General features: G+C 72.4%; 23 protein-coding genes. 8 read left to right on the forward strand and 15 right to left on the reverse strand.

The features are described 5' to 3' along the window. Positions 1-6: 6 nt before the first annotated feature. Complete coding sequence (locus tag ACFZCY_RS39550) at positions 7-2,955, reverse strand: AAA family ATPase (protein ID WP_391185018.1); 2,949 nt, start codon at positions 2,953-2,955, stop codon at positions 7-9. Positions 2,956-3,202: 247 nt separating this feature from the next. Here ACFZCY_RS39550 and ACFZCY_RS39555 point away from each other — a divergent pair, with 247 nt between their 5' ends. Both ACFZCY_RS39555 and ACFZCY_RS39560 read left to right on the forward strand, forming a co-directional pair. Next, on the forward strand, positions 3,203-4,288 hold the full coding sequence (locus ACFZCY_RS39555) for an isoafricanol synthase (RefSeq protein ID WP_391184942.1): 1,086 nt from the start codon (positions 3,203-3,205) through the stop codon (positions 4,286-4,288). Between the two features lie 58 nt (positions 4,289-4,346). Further along, positions 4,347-5,075, forward strand: a complete 729-nt coding sequence (locus ACFZCY_RS39560) for a leucine-rich repeat domain-containing protein (protein WP_391184945.1) — start codon at positions 4,347-4,349, stop codon at positions 5,073-5,075. A gap of 25 nt (positions 5,076-5,100) precedes the next feature. Here the strand turns inward: ACFZCY_RS39560 and ACFZCY_RS39565 are convergent, their stop codons facing one another. The 5 genes from ACFZCY_RS39565 to ACFZCY_RS39585 all read right to left on the reverse strand — a co-directional run bounded on the left by ACFZCY_RS39565 (position 5,101) and on the right by ACFZCY_RS39585 (position 9,505). Beyond that, a complete protein-coding gene (locus ACFZCY_RS39565) occupies positions 5,101-5,346 on the reverse strand; it encodes a DUF397 domain-containing protein (RefSeq protein WP_055556519.1) in 246 nt (81 codons plus the stop codon). A 116-nt stretch (positions 5,347-5,462) separates the two neighbouring features. After that, entirely contained in the window at positions 5,463-6,629 is a 1,167-nt protein-coding gene (locus tag ACFZCY_RS39570) for a thiolase domain-containing protein (protein ID WP_391184948.1), read from the reverse strand. Continuing rightward, positions 6,626-7,687 (reverse strand): thiolase domain-containing protein, encoded by a 1,062-nt coding sequence (locus tag ACFZCY_RS39575; protein WP_391184951.1) that lies wholly within the window; start codon positions 7,685-7,687, stop codon positions 6,626-6,628. The genes ACFZCY_RS39570 and ACFZCY_RS39575 overlap by 4 nt, the downstream gene beginning before the upstream one ends. Continuing rightward, positions 7,688-8,656, reverse strand: coding sequence for an OB-fold domain-containing protein (locus ACFZCY_RS39580; protein ID WP_391184954.1), 969 nt, complete (start codon positions 8,654-8,656; stop codon positions 7,688-7,690). Positions 8,657-8,698: 42 nt separating this feature from the next. Beyond that, on the reverse strand, positions 8,699-9,505 hold the full coding sequence (locus tag ACFZCY_RS39585; protein ID WP_391184957.1) for a crotonase/enoyl-CoA hydratase family protein: 807 nt from the start codon (positions 9,503-9,505) through the stop codon (positions 8,699-8,701). A 164-nt stretch (positions 9,506-9,669) separates the two neighbouring features. Between ACFZCY_RS39585 and ACFZCY_RS39590 the strand changes: the two genes are divergently transcribed. Next, a complete protein-coding gene (locus tag ACFZCY_RS39590; protein ID WP_391184960.1) occupies positions 9,670-11,280 on the forward strand; it encodes an AMP-binding protein in 1,611 nt (536 codons plus the stop codon). A gap of 7 nt (positions 11,281-11,287) precedes the next feature. Here the strand turns inward: ACFZCY_RS39590 and ACFZCY_RS39595 are convergent, their stop codons facing one another. The 6 genes from ACFZCY_RS39595 to ACFZCY_RS39620 form a co-directional block, all read right to left on the reverse strand. Next, a complete protein-coding gene (locus tag ACFZCY_RS39595) occupies positions 11,288-11,881 on the reverse strand; it encodes a chorismate mutase (protein WP_391184963.1) in 594 nt (197 codons plus the stop codon). An 85-nt stretch (positions 11,882-11,966) separates the two neighbouring features. Then, positions 11,967-12,656 (reverse strand): alpha/beta fold hydrolase, encoded by a 690-nt coding sequence (locus ACFZCY_RS39600; RefSeq protein ID WP_391184966.1) that lies wholly within the window; start codon positions 12,654-12,656, stop codon positions 11,967-11,969. A 40-nt stretch (positions 12,657-12,696) separates the two neighbouring features. Continuing rightward, entirely contained in the window at positions 12,697-14,277 is a 1,581-nt protein-coding gene (locus ACFZCY_RS39605) for an AMP-binding protein (protein ID WP_391184969.1), read from the reverse strand. Positions 14,278-14,292: 15 nt separating this feature from the next. Next, the gene (locus ACFZCY_RS39610; RefSeq protein ID WP_391184972.1) at positions 14,293-15,396 is read right to left on the reverse strand and encodes a nitronate monooxygenase; all 1,104 of its coding nucleotides are present in this window, start codon (positions 15,394-15,396) and stop codon (positions 14,293-14,295) included. Positions 15,397-15,477: 81 nt separating this feature from the next. Next, entirely contained in the window at positions 15,478-17,043 is a 1,566-nt protein-coding gene (locus ACFZCY_RS39615; protein WP_391184977.1) for an FAD-dependent oxidoreductase, read from the reverse strand. A gap of 121 nt (positions 17,044-17,164) precedes the next feature. Continuing rightward, entirely contained in the window at positions 17,165-18,211 is a 1,047-nt protein-coding gene (locus ACFZCY_RS39620; RefSeq protein WP_391184980.1) for a substrate-binding domain-containing protein, read from the reverse strand. Positions 18,212-18,319: 108 nt separating this feature from the next. On the opposite strand from ACFZCY_RS39620, the gene ACFZCY_RS39625 reads away from it, so the two are divergent. From ACFZCY_RS39625 to ACFZCY_RS39640, 4 genes are read left to right on the forward strand one after another with little or no spacing between them, the layout of a single operon-like run. Further along, a complete protein-coding gene (locus ACFZCY_RS39625) occupies positions 18,320-19,498 on the forward strand; it encodes a phytanoyl-CoA dioxygenase family protein (protein WP_391184983.1) in 1,179 nt (392 codons plus the stop codon). Between the two features lie 16 nt (positions 19,499-19,514). Beyond that, on the forward strand, positions 19,515-20,276 hold the full coding sequence (locus ACFZCY_RS39630; RefSeq protein ID WP_391184985.1) for an oxidoreductase: 762 nt from the start codon (positions 19,515-19,517) through the stop codon (positions 20,274-20,276). A 33-nt stretch (positions 20,277-20,309) separates the two neighbouring features. Then, positions 20,310-21,311: a Gfo/Idh/MocA family oxidoreductase gene (locus ACFZCY_RS39635; protein WP_391184988.1), complete on the forward strand. Its 1,002-nt coding sequence runs from the start codon at positions 20,310-20,312 to the stop codon at positions 21,309-21,311. Then, positions 21,308-22,330, forward strand: coding sequence for a Gfo/Idh/MocA family oxidoreductase (locus tag ACFZCY_RS39640; protein WP_391184991.1), 1,023 nt, complete (start codon positions 21,308-21,310; stop codon positions 22,328-22,330). The genes ACFZCY_RS39635 and ACFZCY_RS39640 overlap by 4 nt, the downstream gene beginning before the upstream one ends. 49 nt (positions 22,331-22,379) lie before the next feature. Here the strand turns inward: ACFZCY_RS39640 and ACFZCY_RS39645 are convergent, their stop codons facing one another. The 3 genes from ACFZCY_RS39645 to ACFZCY_RS39655 all read right to left on the reverse strand — a co-directional run bounded on the left by ACFZCY_RS39645 (position 22,380) and on the right by ACFZCY_RS39655 (position 24,763). Continuing rightward, positions 22,380-23,228: a TIM barrel protein gene (locus ACFZCY_RS39645; RefSeq protein ID WP_391184994.1), complete on the reverse strand. Its 849-nt coding sequence runs from the start codon at positions 23,226-23,228 to the stop codon at positions 22,380-22,382. Between the two features lie 201 nt (positions 23,229-23,429). After that, entirely contained in the window at positions 23,430-24,032 is a 603-nt protein-coding gene (locus ACFZCY_RS39650; protein ID WP_391184998.1) for a TetR family transcriptional regulator, read from the reverse strand. Between the two features lie 230 nt (positions 24,033-24,262). Next, on the reverse strand, positions 24,263-24,763 hold the full coding sequence (locus tag ACFZCY_RS39655) for a hotdog fold thioesterase (protein ID WP_391185001.1): 501 nt from the start codon (positions 24,761-24,763) through the stop codon (positions 24,263-24,265). A 104-nt stretch (positions 24,764-24,867) separates the two neighbouring features. Here ACFZCY_RS39655 and ACFZCY_RS39660 point away from each other — a divergent pair. Beyond that, a partial coding sequence (locus tag ACFZCY_RS39660) for a winged helix-turn-helix transcriptional regulator (RefSeq protein WP_391185021.1) occupies positions 24,868-25,008 on the forward strand: 141 nt, incomplete at its 3' end.

Consider the following 25,008-nt stretch of genomic DNA (forward strand, 5'->3'; position numbering starts at 1 on the left):
CCGGGCTCAGCCGCCGGGTGCCCCGGGCTCGGTCGGCAGGGCGCTGCGGGTTCGGTCGGGGCGGGGGGTGCCGAGGAGGGTGGCGAGGCCGCCCCGGTCGGTGCCCACCTTGCGGTAGACGTCGGACAGCAGCCGGGCCACCTCGCGCTCGGCGAGACCCATCTCCTCGCCGATCCGGTCGTCCGGCCAGCCCTCGGCGGCCCGCTCGGCGACGGCCTGCTCCTGCGAGGTGAGGGGGCTGGTGTGGTCGACCCGCAGCTGCATGGGCCGCAGCCCGGCGGCGGACAGCTCGTCGCGGGCCCGGGAGGCGAGGGTGTCCGCGCCGCACCGGACCGCGCCCTTCAGCCCGCGGTAGAGCCGGTCCCCGGCCTCCTGGGGCAGGCCGACGCGGCGCAGCGCGGCGCCGTGGTCGACCAGCGCCACGGCCAGGTCGTACGCGGACGGCGAGCGCTCCAGATGGCTGACGGCCTCGGCCAGCAGCTTGATCCGCTCCGAGCCCTGGGCCACGGCGGCGGCGCTGTGCAGCGCCCGGCCGATGGCCGAGTGGGTGCCGAACTGGCGGGCCCGGCGCACCGCGTCGTCGGCGACCTCGGCGGCCTGGCGGGGGTCGGTGAGCGCGAGGGCCTGGGCCATGTGGAGCTGCCAGGGGCACCAGACGGGGTTGCGCATGCCGCGGCCGTCCATCCGGCGGCCGACCTCGGCGAGCTGCTGCCGGGCCTCGCCGTGCAGGTTGGAGGCGAGCAGCAGTTCGCCGCGGACGGTGGGCACGTCGGGGCAGAGCACGGCCTGCGGAAGGATCTCGCCGCCGTGGCCGGCCGCGAACTCCTGCGCCTCCCGGATCCGGCCGCGGCTGATCAGGGTTTCGATGAGGGTGCCGACGGCGGTCCAGTGCGCGGGGGTGGAGGAGCCGACGAGGTCGGCGATGCGCATGCCCTCGCGGGCCAGTTCCTCCGCTTCGACGAGGGCTCCGCGGCGCAGCCGGGCGTATCCGAGGAGGGTGATGCCGAACGCCAGGTGGGAGCCGCGCCAGCCCTTGCGCTCGCATTCCGCTATGCCGGTGTTGAACAGCGCCTCGGCGCGTCCGGGCTGGTCGCAGTGGAGGAAGATCAGGGCGACCAGGATCGGCACCTCGAAGCCCCAGTCGTCGTCGGTCCAGCTCAGACCGTCGCCCAGGGCCTCTTCCGCGTAGTGCAGGGCGGTGGCCGCCGGTTCTCCGCGCGTCATCGCGTCCCAGGCGCGCAGGCCCAGCAGATAGCGCTCGGCCATGCCGCGGCCGGTGAGGTGGTCGGCCAACCGGGCGAGGCGCCGGGAGCGGGCGGGGGACTCCTTCTCGTCGGCGCGGAACATGTTCCACATGAACTGTTCGGCCTGCATCCGCAGCCGGGCGCGGGCGCTGGTGGCCCGGCCCACCTCGGCCGCGACGACCTGCGCGGCCTCCTCCATGCGGCCGCTGTGGCCGTACGCCTGGGCGAGCCGGTAGATGATCGCCTCGCGCAGGTCGGAGCCGAGGTCCGGCTCCTCCAGGGCGGCCAGCAGATGGTTGACGGTGACGGAGGGCTCGGTGAGCTGGGCGGAGCAGCCCAGCTCGTACAGGACCGCGGCGCGCTCCTCCGGCGCGGGCGGTTCGCGCAGGGCGCGGGCGAGGCAGCGGCGCCCGGCGTCGGGGGCGCCGGCCCGCAGATACTCCCGGGCCGCCTCCCTGAGGTGGCGCACCACCCAGGAGTCGCCCTCGGGGTGCATCTCCAGCAGATGGCGTCCGGCGGCCGCGGAGCCCAGGCCCGCGGCGAGCACCACGGAGGCGGCCTGGCCGTGCATGGCCACGCGCAGCGCGCCGGGGATCGCCTGGTAGACGGCGGTGGCGATGAGCGGGTGGAGGAATTCCAGCGGCTGGGTGCCGCGGGCGCCCTGCCGTGGCGGGGCGAGGATGCGGGCGTCCGCGAGCCGCGCCACCTGCTCGGCGGTCTCGGTCTCGCTGAGCCCGGCGACGTTGGCGGTCAGCGACGGGGTGGCCTCGATGCCGAGGACGGCGACGGCCCAGGCGAGGCGGACGGCGGCGGTGCCGAGCCGGGTCAGCCGGTCGCCGAGACCGCTGTCCTTGGCGGCGGCGACCAGCTCGCGCAGCGCGCTGAGGTTCACCGTCTGCGGTTTCAGGTCCCGGTCGCGGACCTTGGCGGTCAGCTCGACGACCTCGAAGGGGTTGCCGCCGGTCACCGCCCAGCACTCGCGGCAGAACGCCTCGTCGGCCTCCTCGCCGAGGACGTCCCGCACGATTCTGCCGACCCCGGCCGGGGTGAGCGGGGCGAGCACATGCGGCCGCGAGCCCTGCCGCTCGGTGAGGCCGCGGACCGCGGCGGCGTCGGCGGTCAGGTCCTCCGGGCGGTAGCCGACGGCGAGCAGCAGGGGCAGGTCCACGGCGCGGGCGGCGAACCGGATGAGCCAGTCCAGGGATTCGGGGTCGGCCCAGTGGACGTCGTCCAGGATCATCACGACCGGGGCGTGCTCCACCGCGAACCGGGTGACCAGCCAGTCCAGGCCGTCGCGCACGCCCTGCGGGTCGGGTGAGCCGCCGCTTCCGGAGACCACCAGGCCCACGGCGGGCGCGACGATGTCGTACCAGCTGCCCAGGATTCTGCGGTGCTCCTCCTCGCCGGTCGTGGCGAGCACGGGCTGGAAGAGCTGCCGTACGACGTGGAACGCGGCGCCCTGCTCGTGCTCGCCGCCGCGCGCCGACATCACGGTGCAGCCGCGGTGGGCGGCCCGGCGGCGCATCTCGCCGAGCACCGCGGTCTTGCCGACGCCGCCCGGTCCGGCGAAGGCGATGACCCCGCCGGTGCGGGTGCCGGACGGATCACCGGGATCGGATCCGCACAGATCGGTCAACGCGACGTCGACCGCCGCGAGTTCCGCCTCCCGCTCCAGCAGTGCCCGACGTGTCCGGTCCTGCCGGCCCATCATGTCCGCCACGTTCGTTCCCCTTCGGCACGTAACGCCGAGCGTAGCCCGTCTGGCACGCTCCGTAGCCCGGTATGCGGGTATTCCCTTCTGGCATTGCCAATGGCACACGCCAATTCAACTCCTGCTCTATCGATGGCACGTTCACCGCGCGAGGATGACCGGATTCATCGGGTCGGCCCGTCGCCGCGGGGGCTTGTGGTAGGGGCGGCATGGCCTTCCCCGGAACCCGAAGGGGGGCGATACCGCCATGAACACGACGTACACGACCACGTCGCGCCCGCAGGCCCGGCCTGCGGCGCTGCTGAGCCGGGCGGCCCTGCTCGACTTTCCGGCCTCGGCCGACCCCAGCCCCGGAACCGGGGCCGCCAGAGTGCACACCGTCCAATGGCTGTCGCGGTACGGCGTGTTCGGGGCCGGCGGCGCGGTCGCCGAGTACGACGCGCTCCGCTTCGATCTGCTGACGGGTCTGTTCTACCCCCGGACGACCGGTGCGGAGCTGGACGTGGGCAACGATCTCATCGGCTGGTACTTCGTCTTCGACGATCAGTTCGACGGCGAACTCGGGTGCCGCCCGGAGGCGGTGGCCCGGATGGTGCGGGACGTCTTACGGGTCACCGAGGAGCCCGACGACGCGCCTGGGCGGGGCGGCGGGCCCCTGCTGGAGAGCTTCCGCGATCTGTGGCGGCGCATCCACGCGGGCCGGCCACCGGTGTGGCGGGAACGTTTCCGCCACCACTGGCTGGAGTATCTGCACTCCTACCACCGCGAGGCGCTCGACCGCACCGGCCCCCAGGGGCCCCCGCCCTCGGTGGACGCCGTCCTCGCGCTGCGCCGCCACTCGATCGGCGTGCAGCCGTGCCTGGACCTCGGCGAGCGCTTCGGCGGCTACGCCCTGCCCGCCGCGCTGCACGGCGGCTATCCGCTGGCCCGGATGCGGGAGGCCACGGACGACGTGGTGGTCTTCACCAACGACATCGCCTCCCTGGACAAGGAGCTGGCCGCCGGGGACGTCCACAACACCGTCATCGTCCGCCACCAGCGGCACGGCGGCACCCTGGAGGACGCGGTCGAGTACATCGCGGGCCTCGCCAACGCGCGCTACCGCTGGTTCGAGCAGACCGCGGACCGGCTGCCGCGGCTGCTCGCCGAGGCGGGCGCGGGGGCGGAACTGCGCCGGGACGTGGACCACTACGTGGACGGAATGCGCCATGTGATGTGCGGCAACCTGGGCTGGTCCCTGCGGACGGCCCGCTACGACGAGCGGGGCATAGCGGCGGTCAGCGACGGCCGCCAACGACCGTGGGCCGGACTCAGCGCCCCCGGTTCCACCTGACCAGGTCCGCTACGCACGAACGGCCCGCCACGGCGGGCCGTTCGGGTATCAAGGGCACGTGGACGACACACTCGACCTGTGGAAGGCGGGGCTGGCCGAAGCCCCCGACGAGATCTGGCGGCGTACCGGCCTGCGCGTCCTGATCCTGGCCGACAACGCGCTCACCCGCCTCCCGCCCGCCCTCGGACGGCTACACCGGCTGCACACGCTGGATCTCGGCCACAACCGGCTCGCCGAGATCCCGGAGGAGATCGGCGAGCTGTCGGGGCTGACCCGCTGCCTCTATCTGCACGACAACCGGCTCACCCGGCTGCCGCGTTCGCTCGGCCGGCTCGAGCGGCTGGGCTATCTCAACGTCGGCGGGAATCCGCTCGGCCGGTTGCCGGAGGAACTGGGCGGCATGGCGGGACTGGTGGAGCTGCGCGCCCAGCACGCCGGGCTGACCGGGCTGCCCGGCTCGATCGGGCGGCTCGGCGCGTTGCGGGAGCTGTGGCTGCGCGGCAACCGGATCACCGCCCTGCCCGCCGGAGTGTCCGACTTGAGCCGGCTGCGCCAGCTGGAGCTGCGGGAGAACGCGCTGACCGGCGTGCCCGAACCGCTGCGGAGGCTTGCGCGCCTGCGCCAAGTCGATCTGCGCGGCAACGGGATCCGGACGCTCCCCGACTGGGTCGCGGAGCTGCCCGCCCTGGAGAAGCTCGATCTGCGCTGGAACCCGCTCGACGACGGCGTCGATGACGGCCCGGCCGTCCGGGCGCTCGTCGAGCGGGGCTGCGTCGTGCTCAGGTGAGGCCGGGGCCGCGTGGCCTCCTGGCTCAGGTGAGGTCGAACTCGCCCTCGCGCGCGCCCAGGACGAAGGCGCGCCATTCGGCGGGGGTGAAGATCAGGGCCGGGCCTTCGGGACGGCGGCCGTGGCGCATCGCGATGAAGCCCTCGACGAAGGCGATCTCGACATCGCCCACCCCCTGGCTGCTCGACTGCCACTGGGCGCCCGTGAGGTCGAGGTCGGGCTTCTCGCCGTTGCCCCTGAGCGGCTGTGCGGTCGTGGTGGTGTCTGCCACGTGTCGGCTCCTCCCGGATCGTCGTCCCGGCCCCACCCTAGCGATCGCGGCCGGTGCCGGACAGGCCACGAAAGGAGGATGTGAGCTGTCCGGCGGACGTCGTCCGGGTGCACGGTTCATGTGGTGGGAGGGGCCGCCCCGACCACCCACATGGCGAAGAACTGCGAGCCGCCGCCGTAGGCGTGGCCCAGCGCCGTGCGGGCCCCCTCGACCTGGTGCTCGCCCGCCAGGCCGCGGACCTGGAGGGCCGCTTCGGCGAAGCGGAGCATGCCGGAGGCGCCGATGGGGTTGGTGGACAGCACCCCGCCCGAGGGGTTGACGGGCAGCTCGCCGCCGATCTCGGTCACCCCGGACTCGGTGAGCTTCCAGCCCTCCCCCTCGGCCGCGAAGCCCAGGTTCTCCAGCCACATCGGCTCGTACCAGCTGAACGGCACGTACATCTCGACCGCGTCGATCTCGCGGCGCGGGTCGGTGATCCCGGCCTGCCGGTAGACGTCGGCGGCGCAGTCGCGCCCGGCCCGGGGCGAGACGCAGTCCTTGCCCGCGAAGAGCGTCGGCTCGCTGCGCATGGCGCCGCCGTGCATCCAGGCGGGTGGCCGGGGGGCGCGGGCGGCGCCGGTGTGGTCGGTGAGCACCATGGCGCACGCGCCGTCGGAGGAGGGGCAGGTCTCGGAGTAGCGGATGGGGTCCCACAGCATCGGCGAGGACCGCACCTTCTCCAGTGTCAGATCGTGTTCGTGGAGGTGGGCGTAGGGGTTGCGCAGGGCGTTGCGGCGGTCCTTGTAGGCGACGAGCGCGCCGATGGCCGGGGGCGCGCCGGTGCGCCGCATGTACGCGCGGACGTGGGGCGCGAAGAATCCGCCCGCCCCGGCCAGCAGCGGCTGCTGGAAGGGGACGGGCAGCGAGAGCCCCCACATGGCGTTGGACTCGGACTGCTTCTCGAACGCCAGGGTGAGCACGGTGCGGTGGACGCGGGCGGCGACCAGGTTGGCGGCGACGAGCGCGGTGGAGCCCCCGACCGAGCCGGCGGTGTGCACGCGCAGCATGGGTTTGCCGACCGCGCCGAGCGCGTCGGCGAGGTACAGCTCGGGCATCATGACGCCCTCGAAGAAGTCGGGCGCCTTGCCGATGACCACGGCGTCGATGTCCGCCCAGGTCAGCTCGGCGTCGTCGAGGGCCCGTACGGCGGCCTCCCGGACCAGCCCGGCGAGGGAGACGTCGCGCCGGGCGGCGGTGTGCTTGGTCTGGCCGACGCCGACGACGGCCACGGGTTCTTTGCTCACCGGACGTCCCCTTCCAGGACGGCGACCAGGTTCTGCTGCAGGCAGGGACCGGAGGTGGCGTGGGCCAGCGCCCGGTCGGACGAGCCGCGGTGGATGGCGGCGGCGGCCTCGCCGAGCCGGATGAGCCCGGCGGCCATCATGGGGTGGGCGGCCGGTGCCCCGCCGGAGGGGTTGACGCGGACACCGTCGCCCAGGTCGAGTTCGCGGCGCAGGATGATCTCCTGCGAGGTGAAGGGGGCGTGGAGTTCGGCCAGGTCGGCGGGCGCCTCGAAGGCCCCGGCGCGGGTCGCGGCGAGCCGGGTCGACGGGGAGCGGGTGAGGTCCCGTACGCCCAGGGAGTGCGGTTCGATGCGGTGGTCCATGCCGCGGATCCAGGCGGGGCGGGCGCACAGCCGCCGCGCGGTGTCCCCGGCGGCGAGCACCACGGCGGCGGCGCCGTCGCCGATGGGCGGGCAGTCGTGGCGGCGCAGCGGCCGCACCAGGTACGGCGCTTCGAGGAGGGCGGCGAGCGGGGCGGAGCCGGTCACCTGGGCATGCGGGTTGTCCGCGGCGGCGGTGCGGCCGCGCGCGGCGACCTCGGCGAGGGCGCGTTCGTCGGTGTCGCCCGCGTCGAGGAGGGCCTGGGCCTGGAGGGCGGCCAGGGAGACCGAGTCGGGCCACAGGGGGGCGACGTAGTACGGGTCGAGCTGGCGGGTCAGGACCTCGGGCAGATCGCCGGGCGAGGACTTGCCGTACGCGTAGACGAGCGCGGTGTCGGCCTCGCCGGTCAGCAGCTTGACCCAGGCCTCGTAGAGCGCCCAGGCGCCGTCCATCTCGACGTGGGACTCGGAGATGGGCGGCCAGGCGCCGACGCCGTCGAGCGCCATGGTGAAGGAGAAGGCGCGGCCCGCGAGGTAGTCGGAGGAGCCGGAGCAGGTGAAGTCGATCTCGCCCGCGCGCAGGCCGACCGCGTCGAGCACCTGGTGGAGGACGGGCATCAGCATCTCGACCTCGGAGACCTCCGCGCTGGTGCGCCGGGTTCCGCTCTGCCCGAAGGCGACGATGGCGACGTCTCGCATCTACAACAGCTCCTTGTAGGTGTCGTAGTCGGCGTCGGGTTCGCCGGTGGGCCGGTAGTGGTCGGGGTAGCGGCCGCCCTCGGTCCATACGGGCGTGACCCGCAGCCCCATCCGCACCTGGTCGTACGGGATGCCGCCGATGCGGCCGTGGAGGGCGAGGTCGGCGCCGTCGAGGGCGATGTGGGCGTAGACGTACGGCACTTCGATGTCGAGGTTGCGGGCCTTGATGTTGACGATGCAGAAGGTGGTGACGGTGCCGCCCGGGCCGACCTCGACCTGTTCGTCGGTGGCGACGCCGCAGGTGGGGCAGGCGCCGCGGGGCGGTACGTACACCTTGCGGCAGGCCGGGCAGCGCTCGCCGAGCGTCTTCCGCCCGGCGAGGGCGGCGAGATAGCGGGACTGGGCGCGGCCGGGCGCGTAGGTGTAGTCGAGGCGGGCGGGGGCGACGATGCCGGTGACGGGGTCGGCGAACGCCCCGTCGTGCGGGGCGGGTTCGGGGACGTGCGCGGCGTCGTCGCCGTCGTACGGTTCGAAGCAGGCGATGTCGGTGATGGCGCCCTCGCGCTCCCCGGCCCAGCGGACCCGTACCCGCATTCCGGTGCGCACGGCTTCCGGTCCGCTCGCGTCGAGGGCGTGCAGCAGGGCGGTGTCGGCGCCGTCGAGCCGTACCAACGCCCAGGCGAAGGGGGTGGTCAGGGGCTGGCCGCGGCGCGGGGCCGGGTTCCAGGCCCAGGTGGTGACGGTGCCGGTAGGGGCGACCTGGACGAGGTCGCGCAGTTCGCCGGCGGTGACCGGGTCGTATTCGACGGGCGGGACGAGCACCCGGCCGTCGGAGGTCCGTACGCCGAGCACGGTGCGCTCGCGCAGGCCCGTGAGGAAGGCGCTCTGGACGGGGCCGAGGGAGCGGGTGAAGGGGAACTCGACGACCAGAGGGGCCTGCAGCACCTCGGGGGCGGGAGCCGGTGTCATGGGGGCGTCTCCTTCTGCGGCCGGTGACATGGGGGTGGCGGATCAGGCCCGGCGGTAGACCGGCGGGCGTTTCTCCGCGAAGGCCTTCGATCCCTCTTTGGCGTCGGCGGTGTCGAAGATCGGCCAGCCGCGTTCGAGTTCGGACGCGAGGCCGTCGGTTTCGGTCATCTCGGCGGTGTCGTAGACGGATGCCTTGACCGCCTCGACGGCGAGCGGGCCGTTGGCGTTGATGAGTTCGGCGATCTCCAGGGCCTTCTTCAGCGCGGTCCCGTCGGGCACGACATGGCCGATCAGCCCGATCCGCTCGGCCTCCTCGGCGGGGTAGGGACGGCCGGTGAGCAGCATCTCCAGGGCGTGGGTGCGGGGCACCTGACGGGCCAGCCGCACCGTGGAGCCGCCGATGGGGAAGAGCCCGCGCCGCACCTCGTACAGCCCGAAGGTCGCGCCGCGGCCCGCCACCCGGATGTCGGTGCCCTGCAGGATCTCGGTGCCGCCCGCGACACAGTGGCCCTCGACGGCGGCGATCACCGGTTTGCGCGGCCGGTGGTGGCGGAGCATGGCCTTCCAGTGGAGGTCGGGGTCGGCCTTCAGCCGGTCCCGGTGGTGCTGTCCCGCCATCCGGCCGCCGCCCGCGAGGGCCTTGAGGTCCATCCCGGCGCAGAAGACACCGCCGGCGCCGGTGAGCACGACGGACCGTACGGTGTCGTCCTCGTCGGCCTCGATCCAGCCGTCGTACAGCCCGACCAGCATGGGCAACGAGAGCGCGTTCTTGGCCTCTGGCCGGTTGAGCGTGAGCACCAGCGTGGCGCCTATGCGCTCGACGATGAGGTGTTCGGTCCCGTGCGGCACGGCAGTCCTCCCGTCTCAGACCTAGAACAGGTTGCAGGAGGGCGGGAGCGACTTCAAGAGAAATCTGATGCTCAGTCAGATTTCTTCGGCGCGGCCCTTCCCACCTCTCCCCCGCGGTGCTGTCATGAGCGCCGAGCCCGCCCGATGTCAGGTCAGGAGGAGCCGTGGAGTACAACCTTGCCGACCTGTTCGAGTCGATCGTCGACACCGTGCCCGGCAGAGAGGCGCTGGTGTACGCGGACCACCCGGGCACCGGCGCCGAGCGGCGGCTGGCCTACGCCCAGCTCGACGCCGCCGCCAACCGGCTCGCCCACCACCTCCGAGGCAGCGGAATCGCACCGGGCGAACATGTGGGGCTCCACCTCTGCAACGGCGTGGAGTACCTGCAGACCGTCCTCGCCTGTCTGAAGATCCGGGCCGTGCCGGTGAACGTCAACTACCGCTACGTGGAGGACGAGCTGGTCTACCTCTACCGCGACGCCGATCTGGCCGCCCTGGTCTACGACGCCGAGTTCGGCGACCGGGTGGCCGCAGCGCTGCCGCGTACGGACGTCCTGCGCCATCTCGTCCAGGTCGGCGACGGGGAGGGGGCGCCCGGGGCCGTCCCGTTCGCCGAGGCCGAGGCGTCGGGCTCCGACGCGCGCGGCTTCCCGCCCCGCTCCCCGGACGACCGCTTCATCATCTACACCGGCGGCACCACCGGCATGCCCAAGGGCGTGGTGTGGCGGCAGGAGGACCTCTTCTTCTCCGGGCTCGGCGGCGGCGCGCCGACCGGCATCCCGGTCGGCCGCCCCGAGGAGCTGGCCGAGCGGGTGGCGGCCTCCGGCGACGGCCTGGTCTTCTTCCCGACCGCGCCGCTGATGCACGGCACCTCGACCCTCACGGCGTTCATCGGGCTCAACTTCGGCCAGAAGGTGGTCCTGCACCGGAAGTTCGTGCCCGAAGAGGTGCTGAGGACGATCGAGAAGGAGAAGGTCAGTACGGTCTCGCTGGTCGGCGACGCGATGCTGCGCCCCCTGGTGGACGCCCTCAGCGGGCCCCTGAAGGACATCGACCTGTCCCCGCTGCTCAGCGTCAGCAGCTCCGGGGCGATCCTCTCGGACACCGTGCGCGCCCAGTTCACCGCGCTCGCGCCGCACACCCTGCTGCTCAACAACTTCGGCTCCTCGGAGTCCGGGTTCAACGGCACCGCCACCGCGGACTCGGGCCCCGAGAAGGGATTCCGGGTCAGCGTCCACACCCGTACGACGGTGGTCGACCCGGCGACCCACCGGCCCGTCGCGCCCGGCGAACCGGGCCGGATCGCCCAGCGCGGCCATGTGCCGCTCGGCTACTACAACGACCCGAAGAAGTCAGCGGAGACCTTCTTCGAGGCGGACGGCGAACGCTGGGTGCTCCTCGGCGACATGGGAACGGTCGACGAGGACGGCGTGATCACGGTCCTCGGCCGGGGCTCCCAGTGCATCAACACCGGCGGCGAGAAGGTGTACCCGGAGGAGGTGGAACAGGCCCTGAAAGCCCACCCGGACGTGTACGACGCGCTGGTGGCGGGCGTCCCGGACGAGCGCTGGGGCAACCGGGTCGCGGCCGTCGTCCAGCCCCGGGAGGGCGCCGGGGCGCTCACGGCCGACGCGGTGCGGGACCACTGCCGCGGCCGGCTCGCCGGGTACAAGATCCCCCGTACGGTGGTCTTCACCGACCACATCCAGCGCTCCCCCAGCGGCAAGGCGGACTACCGCTGGGCCCGCGCGGTCGCGGCCGGAGACCACCCCTAGGGCGTGGCTACGGCGTCTCGCACACCGACGGCAGCGCGCGGGTCAGCGCCACCGCGTGCAGCCCGTCCAGCCGCTTCTGGTGGCCCGTTGCCAGGGCCCCGGCCAGCAGCCGGGCCGGGCACGAGGGGGCTGTGCGGGCGTCCGTGGCGGCAGCGATCGCCCGGACCAGTTCGCCGTTGATCCGGTTGATCTCCAGCCGGACCTTTCCGAGGTCGGGGCGTTCGGTGGGGGCCGAGGACGGGTCGGCCTGCCACCGCCGGTACAGGCCGCGCTGGACGACCTTGCTGGCCTCGATCTGGTCACGGAAGATCCTCGACGTCGCCGCCGGGTCGCCGCCCACCTCCCGGGCCTGCTCCGCCACCGCGTCCAGCACCTGCTTCTCCCGGGCCGGGTCGTCGATCGGGCTGTCGGTGCCCCACTTGGCGGCGGCGACCTGGTCCGCGACCAGCACCCGGTCGGCGGACAGCCCGGCCAGCGGCCGCAGTTGACCGTGGGACGGCTGCGCGCCAGGCTCAGCGGCGGCTCCCCCGGTTCCTGCGGCCAGCACGGCGGCGGCCGTGGCGGCGATGAGGACAGGGCGCAGGGAATCGGTCGGTCGCACGGCGGGGACCCCTCTCTCGGCGGCGTGGGCGGCGCGGGCGCAGTTCGCCCACCGGGGAGCGTACGCGGTGATCCGTACGGGGCCCCTACGCGTCCAGGAACTCCCCTATGGCGGCGAGGAACTCCTCGGGGCGGTTCTGGTGGACGCAGTGGCCCGCGTCGATGGTGACCAGGCGGCAGTCGGGTATGCGCTCCGCCATGTCGGCCAGCAGCTCCTGCGGGATATGGCTGGCCGGGCCGCCGCCTATCACCAGCGTGGGCGCGGTGATGTCCGAAAGCCCCTCGGTCCAGCGCGGGTCCGGGGCGTTGCGCTGCTCGGTGAACTGCGTCCTGACCGCCCAGTCGAAGGCCATCCGCCCGGTCGGGCGCGGCGGCACCTCCAGCGGCGGGTCCTGGGGCAGCAGCGGCGGGGCGTCCTCGATCACCAGTCGTTCCGTCAGATGCGGGAAGCGCTGGGCGACGAGGTAGGCGACCACGCCGCCGTAGGAGTGTCCGATGAGGGTGACGCGCTCAAGACCGACCGCCGCGAGGAACCCGGCGACCTCGTCCCGCAGCTGCTCCAGGGCGTAGTCGCCCGGCCAGTCGCTGGATCCGTGGCCGCGCAGGTCCAGCGCGTACACCCGGCGGCCCGGGGCGAGGCGCGGCGCGATGGCGAGCCAGTCGACGCCGTCCTCGCCGAGGCCGTGCAGAAGCAGGACGGGCGGGTCGCCCGCCGCGCCCCACACCCGGTACGTCAGCTCGACCCCGTCCACCTCGACACTGTCAAGTGTGTGCATAGGGCCGAGGATACGGCCGGAACCGCTGACGTCACCCCCGTCACACGGGTCGCTCATGCCCGTCCCAGTAGGGCTCCCGTAGCCGCCGCTTGTAGAGCTTGCCGTTGGGGTCGCGGGGCATCTCGGCGATGAAGTCGACGGACTTGGGGCGCTTGTAGCCCGCGAGCCGCTGCTCGCAGTGGTCGAGGATGGCTGCTGCCAGCTCCGGGCCGGGGGTGTGACCCGGGGCGGGTTCCACGACCGCCTTGACCTGCTCGCCCCAGTCGTCGTGCGGGATGCCGAACGCGGCGGCGTCGGCGACGGCGGGGTGGGTGAGCAGCGCGGACTCGATCTCGGCCGGGTAGATGTTGACCCCGCCCGAGATGATCATGTCGATCTTGCGGTCGCGGAGGTAGAGATAGCCGTCGTCGTCGAGGAGGCCGAGGTCGCCGACGGTGAAGTAGTCCCCGATGCGGTTCTTGCGGGTCTTGCCCTCGTCCTTGTGGTAGCTGAAGCCGCCGGTGCTCATCTTCATGTAGACGGTGCCGAGTTCGCCGGGCGGCAGCTTGTTCCCGTCGTCGTCGAAGATGGCGATCTCACTGATGGGCCAGGGCTTGCCGACCGTTCCCGGCTTCTTCAGCCAGTCCTCGGCGGTGGCGAAGGCCCCGCCGCCCTCGCTGGCCGCGTAGTACTCCTCGACGCAGCCGCCCCACCAGTCGATCATGGCGCGTTTGACGTGGTCGGGGCAGGGCGCGGCGCCGTGGATGGCGTGGCGCATCGAGGAGACGTCGTAGGACGCCCGTAACTCCTCGGGAAGGGCCAGCAGCCGGTGGAACTGCGTGGGCACCATATGGGTGTGGGTGCAGCGGTAGGCGTCGATGAGCCGCAGCATCTCCTGGGGCGTCCACTTGTCCATGAGCACCAGGGGGTGGCCGATGTGCAGGGACGAGGACGCGAACTGCAGGACGGCCGTGTGGTAGAGCGGTGAGCACACCAGGTGGATGTGGTCGGGCTCCTCGGCGCGGGGCCGGATGCCGAAGAAGCGCAGGAAGCCGCCGAGATGGCTTTCCTCGGGGAGCTTTCCGGTCAGCGGGCGCCGGATGCCGCGCGGGCGTCCCGTCGTACCGGAGGTGTAGTTCATGACCCAGCCCAGTTCGCGGTCGGCGGGCGGCTCCGGTGACTGTCCCCGGAGGAGTTCGGCGTACGGGCGAAAAGCCTCGATGTCACCGACCGCGTAGCGGTGGGTGGCGGGCAGCCCGGCCTCGTCGGCGGCCAGGGTGGCCTGGGTGCCGAAGCGTTCGTGGGCGATCAGCACCTTGGCGCCCGAGTCGGAGACGATCCAGGCGATCTCGGGGCCGACCAGGTGGTGGTTGACGGGCACGAGGTAGAACCCGGCCTGGGTGGCGGCGAGCGCGGCGGTGAAGAACTCGACCCCGTTGGGCAGGACGACCGCGAAGGCGTCGCCGCGCCGGAGCCCGGCGGCGCGCAGTCCGCCGACGAGCTGATTGCAAGCGGCGTGCAGCCGGGTGGCGGTCCACTCCTCGCCGTCGGGGGCGACGAGGACGACGCGGTCGGGTTCGCTCGCGGCCTGCGCCCAGAAGCCGACGGGGATCGTGGGGGTCGGGTTGGTGGTGGCAGTCATCGGTCGTCGTCCTCCTCAGTCCCGTCCGGCGATGCGGTTGACGCGGTCGATGGCACGTTCGAAGCCCCTGGTCAGGTCGTCGAAGACGGCCTGCACACCGCGGGTGGAGGTCATCCGGCCGACGATCTGCCCGACCGGCGTGCCGAGCAGCGGTTCCACCTCGTACTTCTGGATGCGCGAGACGGCCTCGGCGACCAGCAGCCCCTGGAGCGGCATCGGCAGCGGCCCCGGGCCCTGCGGGTCGTCCCAGGCGTCCGTCCAGGCGGTGCGCAGCTGGCGGGCGGGCTTGCCGGTGAGGGCGCGGGAGCGCACGGTGTCGCCGGATCCGGCGGCGAGGAGCTTGGCGGTGAGCGCGGCCGAATGCAGTTCGGCCTCCTCGGTGGTGAGCCAGATCGAGCCGAGCCACACTCCCTGGGCGCCGAGCGCGAGCCCGGCGGCGATCTGTTCGCCGCTGCCGATGCCGCCCGCGGCGAGTACGGGCAGCGGGTCGACGGCCTCGACGACCTCGGGGGTGAGCACCATGGAGGCGATCTCGCCGGTGTGGCCGCCCGCCTCGTAGCCCTGCGCGACGACGATGTCCAGGCCCGCGTCCTTGTGGTGCAGGGCGTGGCGCGCGCTCCCGGCCAGCGCGGCGACCAGGATGCCGCGGTCGTGGGCGCGGGCGACGACATCGGCGGGCGGCGAACCCAGCGCGTTGGCCAGCAGCTTGACGGGGTAATCGAAGGCGACGTCGAGCTGGCTGCGGGCGACCTGCTCCAGCCAGCCGGTGATGCGCCAGCCGGATGCCTCGCCCTCGGCCAGTTCGGGCACCCCGTGCTGGGCCAGGGTCTCCGCCACGAACGCGCGGTGCTCCTGCGGGATCATCGCCTCGATGTCGGCCTCGCTCACCCCCTCGACCTTCTTCGCGGGCATCACGACGTCGAGGCCGTACGGTTTGCCGTCGGTGTGCTCCTGCATCCAGTCCAGGTCGCGGGCCAAATCCTCGCCCGCGGCGTAGCGGACCGCGCCGAGCACGCCGAACCCCCCGGCCCGGGTGATCGCCGCGGCCACGGCGGGGAACGGCGTGAAGCCGAAGATGGCGTGCTCGACACCCAGCCTTGTGCTCAGCTCCGTCTTCATGCGGGGCAGGATGCCGCAGGGGGCCGGGGAGCGGAAGAGTTTTTCTGACGTTCCGTCAGATTCTTTCGGACATCGGCCCGGCTACTTCCCCAGCACCGCCATCGCCGCGTTGTGGCCGGGGATCCCGCTGACCCCGCCGCCGCGTACCGCGCCCGCGCCGCACAGCAGCACATTGGCGTGGCGCGTCTCCACGCCCCAGCGGCCGGTGCCCTCCTGGGCGTACGGGAAGGCCAGCTCGCGGTGGAAGATGTTCCCGCCCGGCAGCCGCAGTTCGCGGTCCAGGTCCAGCGGGCTCTTGGCCTCGACGCACGGCCTGCCGTCGGCGTCGTACGCGAGGCAGTCGGCGATCGGCTCGGCGAGGTGGGCGTCGAGCTGGGCGAGGGTGTCCCTCAGCAGGGTCTCGCGGGCCGCGTCGGGGTCGTCGGTGAACAGCCGGGCCGGGGTGTGCAACCCGAACAGGGTCAGGGTCTGGTAGCCGCGCGCGGCCAGGTCCGGGCCGAGGATCGACGGGTCGGTCAGCGAGTGGCAGTAGATCTCCGACGGCGGCCGCCGCGGCAGCTCCCCGGCGGCGGCCTGCCGGTACGCCTCCTCCAAGTCGCCGTAGCCCTCGGCGATGTGGAACGTCCCGGCGAACGCCTCGCGCGGGTCCGCCTCGGGGTCCCGCAGCGCGGGCAGCCGCCGCAGCAGCATGTTCACCTTCAGCTGCGCGCCCTCGGCGGGCGGGGCGGGCGGCTCCTCGCCGAGCAGCCGCGCCAGCTCGCGCGGGGCGGCCCCGACCAGCACATGGCGGGCGCCCACGACATGCTCGCCGTCCGGGCCCCGGTACGTCACCTCGGCCGCCGTCCCGTCGGTGGCGATACCGGTCACCTCGCAGCCGGTCGCGATCCGCGCGCCCGCCAGGCTCGCCGCGTGCGCGAGGGCGTCGGTGAACGCGCCCATGCCGCCCACGGGCACGTCCCAGTCGCCGGTGCCGCCGCCGATCACGTGGTAGAGGAAGCAGCGGTTCTGCCGCAGCGAGGGGTCATGGGCGGAGGCGAACGTGCCGATCAGCGCGTCGGTGAGCACCACGCCCCGCACCAGGTCGTCCTCGAACGCCGCCTCGACCGCCTCCCCCAGCGGCCGCTCGAACAGCGCCTCCCACGCCGCGTCGTCCCCGATCCGGGCCCGCAGCGCGTCCCGGTCCGGCAGCGGCTCGGTCAGCGTCGGGAACACCCGCTCGGCGACCCGCCCCGTCATCCCGTAGAACCGCTCCCAGGCCGCGTATTCCCGCTCCCCGCCGGTCAGCCGCGCGAACGCTTCCCGGGTCCGGGTCCCGCCGCCGGTCTCCACCAGCAGCCCGGTCGGCCGCCCACCCCGGACGGTGGGGGTGTACGAGGAGACGGACCGCTTGCGGACCGCGAACCGCAGCCCCAGGTCCTCGACGATGCGCCGGGGCAACAGGCTGACCAGGTACGAATAGCGCGAGAGCCGGGCGTCCACCCCGGCGAACGTGCGCTCGGACACGGCCGCGCCGCCGATGCGGTCCAGCCGCTCCAGCACCCGCACACTGTGTCCCGCCCGGCCCAGATAGGCGGCGGCGACCAGGGCGTTGTGGCCGCCGCCGACGATGACGACGTCGTAGGCATCGCTGGCATCGCTGTGAGACATGCCCCCTGGTTAGCACGGGGTGATCGCCACGGCTACCCGGCCGGGGTCGGGCTGTCGCTTTTCGCGCCGGCACCACACAGACACGATCATCGAAGGCGACGTAGCACCCCGGGCCGCCGGTTCACCCCATGGGCGGGAGGGGGGACACACCGGGCGGCAGGTTGAACGGCGTGACCACCTGGATCGCCGAAGGGAGGGTCGGGCCGTCGTCCGGCAGTGCCTTGTTGGCCCGCATGATGGTCTGGCAGGCGCGGCGCACGTCCTGGCGCAGGTCGTGGTGCAGCACCGCGGAGAGGCGGCGCTCGCGCAGGAGACGCATGTTGTCCTGGTCGAGGTCGTGTGCGATGAACACCGCGCACGGCCTCCCCAGGGCGTCGAACGCGTCCAGGGTGGCGAGGTTGCCCCCGCCCACGGAGTAGACCGCGACGATGTCCTCGTCGTGCTTCAGCGCCTCGAGCACGAGATCGCGCTGAGTGGCGTCCAGTCCGTCGCTGTCCGTGACCTCCACCAGGGAGCGCCTGGGGTCCACGAGGCGCATCGCGCCGCGGAAGCCCATCTCCCGCTCTTCCTCGCCGCGGAAGGAGCCTCGGCTGATGGTGGTGAGCACGTTGCCCGGCCGGTCGCCGAGCCACTGTTCGAGGAGGTAGGCCGCGGTGGCACCCGCCGCGCGGTTGTCGATGCCGACGTAGGCCACGCGCGCGCTATGGGGCAGGTCGGTCACCAGCGTGACGACCGGGATGCCGGCCGTGGCCAGCCGGCCGACGGCGGCGCCGACCTCCGGCACGTCGGGAGCCTTGAGGATCACGCCCTGCGAACCCCGCTTGGCGATCTTGTCCAGTGTGCCGATCAGTTCGCCGGGCGGGCAGGTCTCGCGGAAGTGGAAGCGCGAACGCACGACGGCGGGATGCAGGGAGGGAAGTTCCGCCTCCAGCGCCTCCCGAACGGCGGTGGAGAACCGCTCCGGGGACTGCATCACGATGTCGATCATGAAGGTGCGGCCCCCGATACGGACCTGGGCCTTCTGGCGATCCAGGTCCTTGATGGCCTCGCGCACCTCCCTGATCGTGCCCTCCGTCACGTTGCCCCGGTCATTGAGCACGCGGTCGACCGTGGCCGTGCTCAGTCCGGCCTGACGGGCGATTTCCCTGATCGGATAGGGGTGTCGCATGGCTGGCCCCCAAGGCTGATGATGGGTTTTTGATGTATGGCGGGGGATTGAATGATGGTTTCGGGTTCTCAAGACTTGCAGAAACACAGGAACTGCGAAAGGACCCGGATGCCGTCCACAGCCGCGGAAAGGCGGACCTGGTTGGCCGAGGCCGACTGTGATCTCGAGGTATTCCGCTCGCTCGTCGAGCAGGAGACCGACCCCGGCGACTACCCATCGGCCGAGCGGGCGGAGCAGAACGTGCCGCTCTACGACAGTGACCGGCTCCGTGGCCTCGCGGCCACCGCCGAGGGCCGCCGGAACGTACAGAGCGAACTGGTCCGGGCGCTGCTCGACGGTCCCGGCATCGTGGTCCTCAAGGGCGCGTTCGCCGACGCGGCCGTCGTGGACCGGGCGTCCGAGACCTTCGACGCGCTGATCGAGGAGGAGCGTGCGAACGGCGCCGCCCGCGGCGACCACTTCGCCGCGCCGGGTGCCAACGACCGGGTCTGGAACGCCCTGGACAAGATGGCCGTGCGAGCGCCGGAGGTGTTCGCCGACTACTACGCGGGCGACATGCTGGCGCTGATCGCCGAGGCCTGGCTGGGCCCCTCCTACCAGGTGACCTCACAGATCAACGTCGTCAATCCCGGCGGGGCCGCGCAGAGCGTGCACCGCGACTACCACCTCGGCTTCCTCCCGCAGGAGCGCGCGGCCGCGTACCCGGCGCACGTCCACCGCCTGTCGCCGGTGCTGACCCTGCAGGGCGCGGTGGCCCACTGCGACATGCCCGTCGAGTCCGGCCCGACGCTGTACCTGCCGCACTCGCAGAAGTACGAGCCCGGCTACCTCGCGTGGCGACTCCCGCGGTTCGTCGAGTACTTCGACGCCCACCACGTCCAGCTCCCCCTGGAGAAGGGCGACGCGGCCTTCTTCAATCCCGCGCTCTTCCACGCCGCCGGGCACAACCGCTGGACCGGCGTCCGGCGCATGGCGAACCTGCTGCAGATTTCCTCCGCCTTCGGGCGGGCCATGGAGTCGGTGGACCGCGAGGCCATGGCCGACGCGCTCTTCCCGGTGCTGCTGCGCCGCAAGGCCGAGGGCGCCTCGGAGGCCTGGCTGCGCCGCGTGGTCGCCGCCACCGCCGAGGGCTATCCCTTCCCCACCAACCTGGACCTCGACCCGCCGGTCGGCGGTCTCGCCCCGCCCTCCCAGGCCGACACCGTCTGGCAGGCCGTCGTCGAGGGCTGGGCTCCCGAGCGACTGCGCCAGGAACTGCGGGCGAGCGCCGGGCGCCGCCGGAGCTGAAGGGGACACCACACTCATGGGACTGCTTGAGGACAAGGTCGTCCTCGTCAACGGCGGCAGCCAGGGCGTCGGTTCCGGCACGGTGCGGGCGGCCGTACGGGAGGGCGCGACCGTCGTCTTCACCGGCCGCCGGGCCGAGGCGGGTGAGAAGCTCGCCGCTGACACGGGTGCGCGTTTCGTGCGGGCGGACCTCTCCGATCAGGCACAGGCACGCGACAGTGTCGTACAGGTCGTGGCCGCTCACGGACGCATCGACTGCCTGGTCAACGCGGCCGGGCTGACGTCACGCGGCTCGCTGCTGGACACCACGCCGGAACTGTTCGACCAGCACATGGCGATCAATCTGCGCGCTCCGTTCTTCGCGATGCAGGCGGCGGTGGCCGACATGACGGCCCGCAAGGCACCGGGCACCATCGTCAACATCGGCTCCAACTGCGCCCACGGCGGGCCGCCCCACCTGGCGCCCTACTCCGCGGCAAAGGCCGGTCTGGCCGGACTGACCCGCAACGCCGCCCACGCCCACCGCTGGGACCGGATCCGGATCAACGGCCTCAACATCGGCTGGACGGACACCGAGGGTGAGGACGCCACGCAGCGCGCCTTTCACGACGCGGGCGACGACTGGCGGGAGAAGGCCGCCGCGGCACTGCCCATGGGCAAGCTCGGGCAGGTCGACGAGATCGCGCACTTCGTCGTCTTCCTGCTCTCCGACCGCAGCGGTGTGGTGACCGGCTCGGTCATCGACTGGGACCAGATTGTCTTCGGTGGCCAGGACTGAGCCGCCCCGTCGAGTTGAAGGAGCACGATGGTCATGCGCATAGGCATCATGGGGCTGGGCCGGATCGGCGCCTTCCACGCGGAGACCCTCTCCGGGCTCGCCGCGGTGGACTCCCTGGTGGTCACGGATCCGGTGGCCGCTGCCACCGCCTCGGACTCGAAACGGTTCGGGGCCAGGGCGGTGGACTCTCCCGAGGCCGTGTTCGCCGCCGGAGTGGACGGCGTCGTGATCGCCGCCGCGACCGACGCGCACCCGGAGCTGATCCTCGCCGCGGTCAAGGCGGGCGTCCCGGTCTTCTGCGAGAAGCCCGTGGCCCGCGGCGTTAAGGAGAGCCTGGAGGTGCTGCGCGCGGTGGAAGACAGCGGTGTCCAGGTGCAGATCGGCTACAACCGGCGCTTCGACGCGGGCTGTGTCGCCGCGCGCCAGGCCGTGGTGAACGGTGAGCTGGGCACGCTGCACACCGTACGGTCGACCACGTTGGACCCCGCACCGCCGCCGGCCGCCTACGTGGCCGTCTCGGGCGGCATCTTCCGCGACTGCGGCGTGCACGACTTCGACATCGTGCGCTGGGTGACGGGCCGCGAGGTGGTCGAGGTGTACGCGACGGGCGGCAACCGGGGCGCGGAGTACATCCGCGCGGTGCGCGACGTCGACACCGCGTCCTCGCTGCTCACCCTCGACGACGGCACCATCGCCGTCATCTCCAACTCCCGGAACAACGCCCGTGGTTACGATGTACGCCTGGAGTTGCACGGCATGAAGGACAGCATCGCCGTGGGCCTGGAGGACAGGCTGCCGCTGCGCTCCGTCGAGCCGGGGGCCACGTTCCCCGCGGGCACGCCGCACGACTTCTTCATGGACCGCTTCGCCGACGCCTACCGCGCCGAACTCACCGCCTTCACCGAGGTCGTCGCCGGCTCCCGCCCGTCCCCCTGCACGGTGGCGGACGCCATCGAGGCGAGCCGGATCGCCGACGCCTGCACGATGTCGCTGCACGAGCACCGGCCCGTACGACTCGACGAGGTGCGCCCGTGACGACGAAGGAGCCCCTGCGGATCGGCGTCCTGGGCGCGGCCCGGATCGCCGAACTCTCCGTCGTGAAACCGGCTCACACCTGCGGCCACCGCCTCGTCGTGGTGGCCGCCCGCGACCGCGACCGCGCCGAGGCGTTCGCCGCCGCGCACGGTGTCGAACGGGTGGCCGGCTCCTATGCCGACCTGGTGGACGACCCCGAGGTCGAGGTCGTCTACAACCCGTTGGCCAACAGCCTGCACGGGCCGTGGAACCTGGCCGCCCTCCGGGCCGGCAAGCACGTCCTCACCGAGAAGCCGTCCGCGAGCAACGCCGAGGAGGCGAGGGAGGTCGGCGAGGCCGCCGCCAGGGCGGGCACCGTGTTCATGGAGGGCTTCCACTACCTGTTCCATCCGGTCACCCGGCGCCTGCACGAGCTGCTCGGCAGCGGGGAACTGGGCGCCCTCCGGCATGTCGAGGCCATGGTCGCGATGCCGGCGCCGCCGGACAGCGACGTACGGTGGTCGCTTCCGCTGGCCGGCGGCGCGCTGATGGATCTCGGGTGCTATGGGCTGCACGCGCTGCGGATGCTCGCTCCCTGGGCCGGTGGCGCGCCCCGGCTGGTCGCCGCACGCGGTGAAGGGCGCGAGGGGGCCGAGGGAGTCGACGAGTGGCTGTACGCCGACCTGGAATTCCCGGGCGGTGCCACCGGCGCCGCCCACTGCCACATGGCGTACCACGAGTGGCAGATGAGCTGCCGCATCGTGGGTACGCGCGGCGAGGCCACGGCGGTGAATTTCGTGCAGCCGCACCTGGACGACCGAGTCGTGGTGCGCACGGCCACCGGTGAGCGCACCGAGGAACTCGGCCGCCGGTCCTCGTACACCTATCAGCTCGAGGCCTTCGCGGCGCGTCTTCGCCGCGGTGCGCCGCTGGCCCTCGACGCCACGGACGCGCTGACGGGCATGCGGCTCATCGACGAGTGCTACCAGGCGGCCGGGTTCCCCGTCCGGCCACGTACGGTTCTCCCCACCGCGGCCTGAGAAGACGGGGGCCGGGGGAGGTACCGTTCCGGACCCTCCCCCGCAACCCTCATCCCAGCAGCTCCGCGGCAGTGCGGTACGCCGCCTCGGCGGCCTGGCTCACCGGAAGCGCGCGGTGCGTGTCGGAGAGGATTTCCACTCCCCAGGGGCCTGACCAGCCGGTCGAGCGGAGCGCGGTGATGATCCCCGGCAGATCGAAGGAGCCCTCCCCGCACAGGCGGCGCCGCCGGACGGTGTCCTCGAACAGGGTGCCCACGACCTGCTCGTCGGCGTCGTCGAGTTCCACGCCCACGATCCGGGACCCGGGTACCTTGGCCAGCTCGGCGGGGGCGGTGCCGGCGCGCTCGGTGTGCCAGACATCGATGATGAGCCCGCCTGCCGGGTGCCCGGCGGCCTCGACGAGCCGGAGGCCCTCGCCCACGGTCTTGATATTGGCCCAGGGCAGGAACTCGATGCCCAGCCGGGCGCCCACCCCGTCGGCCTGCGCGGCCGGCGCGGCGAACTTCTCGGCCCAGACGTCGAGGTTCCACGGCCCGTCCTCGACATCGGGTCCGACCTTGATGTGGCGTGCGCCGAGTGTCTCGGCGGCGTCGAGGAGGTTGCGGAGGACAGCGTCCGATGCGGTGCGCCGGGGGCCGTCCGCCCACCAGTCGGTGAGGAACTCCAGCTCGACGTGGTGGAGTCCGTTGTCTTCGAAGATGGACCGGACGCCCGCGAGCCCGTACGCGCGCTCCGCCTCCACCAGGTCCGCGTACAGGAGGCCGAAGCCCTTGAACCCGGCGGCGCTCGCGGCTTCCGCCCGCTCCCGCAGGCTCAGCGGGCTGCGCTCGTCGTCGCCGCCGGGCGCGGCGTCCCCCGCGGTCGTCCAGCAGGTGGCCAGCAATTCCTCAGTGGTCATTTATCCGTATCCCTGGATTTCCCGAGTTCCCGGAAAGGGTGAACGGGGCAAGGGATCCGGTCAATCATCGGGAAGCCATCAAAACCACATCAGCCGGTTTTCGGCAGCCGGCACACCGCGGGTCTCGCGTGTGCCCCGGATCGCTCGGCTGGCACCAGGTTTCGGCTGTGGGCTGGAGCGGCCGGTCCGCGAGGAGGTTGGTCACGCCCTTCCTGAAGGACGTGGCGCGGCGTCCAGCAGGGCGAGGGCGTTGCTGATCCCCTGATCCAGGAGCTGATTGGCGAGTTGGCTGTCGGTCAAGGCGCGGGAAAGCTGCAGCGTCCCGGCCATCAGGGCGAGGAGGCTGAGCGCCTTCACACGGGCGGAGGACCGGGCCTCGGGCGCCATGCGGTCGGCAATACCGTCGATGAGGACCAGCACGCCGTCGGTGTACGCCTGCCTGGTCGTGTCGGCGCAGCGCGCGATCTCGTCGAGCAGAGCGGCGTTGGGGCAGCCGTCGCCAAGGCTGGCGCGGTGCTGGGGCGACAGGTACCCGCGCACGATCTGCTCGAGTCCGGCACGGCCAGGCGCAGCCCGTGCGACGACGCTCTCGGCTTGCGCCTTCAACTGGTCGGCGATCGCCGTGGCGACGAGGTCGTTTTTGGACTCGAAGTGAGCGTAGAAGGCTCCGTTGGTCAGCCCCGCGTCCTTCATGAGCGTCGAGACTCCGGAACCGTCGATACCGTCTTGCTTGAACCGGCGGCCCGCCACCTCGATGATCCGCCGCCTCGTCCTCGACTTGTGCTCTTTTCCGTACCGCACCACAGCGCATACTCCTTCGACGGCCGGAAGGACCAGCCCTTCACCGACTTCGCCAGCCTATGGTATTGCGAACGTAATCCAAAGAGTCGGCGGCAGGGGCCGGCCGTCACCATGAGCCGCGCCGGCGCTCATCGCCCAGGACGCCGTCGGCCTGCCCCTGCTGTCCACCGGGATATCGACGCACTCCCTGCTGTCCCGGCTGCCCCACGGAGCGAGGGCCGCGCCTCAAGGAGTCACCCCTGAGGGGCGGGCACCGGGAAGAGCATGCAGCTGCTGGTGGCGTGGGCGAGCAGACGGTCCTGCGCGTCGACCAACTGTGCCTGGGCCAGGGCAGTTCGGCGGCTCTTGCTGACAACCGTGCCGATGGCGCGCACCGGGCCCGTGTCCACGGTGATCCGTCGCAGGAACTTCACGGTCAGGTCGAGCGAGGTGTACGCCATGCCCTGCGGGAGGGTGGATTGGACGGCGCAGCCCGCCGCCGAGTCGAGCAGGGTGGCGAAGATGCCGCCGTGTACGCTGCCGATCGGGTTGTAGTGCTCCTCGCCCGGTATCAGCGAGAAGACCGCCCTGCCGGGCTCCACCTCGTCCAGGGCGAAGTCGACGGTGCTGCTGATCGGCGCCCTCGGCAGCCTCCCCGCCTGCACCTCGCGCAGGAAGTCGATGCCGGCCATGCGCCCGGCGGCCTCCGCCGAGATCGCGGGATCGTCCCAGTGATACGTACGCGTTCGCCCCACGTCCGGCGCCCTTCCCTCTGGCCGTCAGCTGACTATCTCAAGCGAAGCTAGACTTTTGTTCACCTGACTGTCAATGGCGAAGTCAGGCCCCTTACACTGGCCGGATGGAGTGGCTTGAGGCGAGCACGGAGAACTGCCCCGTCCAGCGCGCGCTCAACGTGATCGGGGAGAAATGGACGCTGCTGATCCTGCGTGACGCCGTCAACGGCGTCCGCCGCTTCGACGACTTCCACCGCCACATCGGC

Source organism: Streptomyces sp. NPDC007983 (genome assembly GCF_042958345.1).
Taxonomy (GTDB): Bacteria; Actinomycetota; Actinomycetes; order Streptomycetales; family Streptomycetaceae; genus Streptomyces.

Excerpts from the sequence above, each read along its gene's own strand:
- ACFZCY_RS39550 (WP_391185018.1), bottom strand. The coding sequence starts at position 2,955 with ATGATGGGCCGGCAGGACCGGACACGTCGGGCACTGCTGGAGCGGGAG.
- ACFZCY_RS39555 (WP_391184942.1), top strand. The coding sequence starts at position 3,203 with ATGAACACGACGTACACGACCACGTCGCGCCCGCAGGCCCGGCCTGCG.
- ACFZCY_RS39575 (WP_391184951.1), bottom strand. The coding sequence starts at position 7,687 with ATGCGAGACGTCGCCATCGTCGCCTTCGGGCAGAGCGGAACCCGGCGC.
- ACFZCY_RS39580 (WP_391184954.1), bottom strand. The coding sequence starts at position 8,656 with ATGACACCGGCTCCCGCCCCCGAGGTGCTGCAGGCCCCTCTGGTCGTC.
- ACFZCY_RS39600 (WP_391184966.1), bottom strand. The coding sequence starts at position 12,656 with ATGCACACACTTGACAGTGTCGAGGTGGACGGGGTCGAGCTGACGTAC.
- ACFZCY_RS39605 (WP_391184969.1), bottom strand. The coding sequence starts at position 14,277 with ATGACTGCCACCACCAACCCGACCCCCACGATCCCCGTCGGCTTCTGG.
- ACFZCY_RS39610 (WP_391184972.1), bottom strand. The coding sequence starts at position 15,396 with ATGAAGACGGAGCTGAGCACAAGGCTGGGTGTCGAGCACGCCATCTTC.
- ACFZCY_RS39615 (WP_391184977.1), bottom strand. The coding sequence starts at position 17,043 with ATGTCTCACAGCGATGCCAGCGATGCCTACGACGTCGTCATCGTCGGC.
- ACFZCY_RS39620 (WP_391184980.1), bottom strand. The coding sequence starts at position 18,211 with ATGCGACACCCCTATCCGATCAGGGAAATCGCCCGTCAGGCCGGACTG.
- ACFZCY_RS39625 (WP_391184983.1), top strand. The coding sequence starts at position 18,320 with ATGCCGTCCACAGCCGCGGAAAGGCGGACCTGGTTGGCCGAGGCCGAC.
- ACFZCY_RS39630 (WP_391184985.1), top strand. The coding sequence starts at position 19,515 with ATGGGACTGCTTGAGGACAAGGTCGTCCTCGTCAACGGCGGCAGCCAG.
- ACFZCY_RS39635 (WP_391184988.1), top strand. The coding sequence starts at position 20,310 with ATGCGCATAGGCATCATGGGGCTGGGCCGGATCGGCGCCTTCCACGCG.
- ACFZCY_RS39645 (WP_391184994.1), bottom strand. The coding sequence starts at position 23,228 with ATGACCACTGAGGAATTGCTGGCCACCTGCTGGACGACCGCGGGGGAC.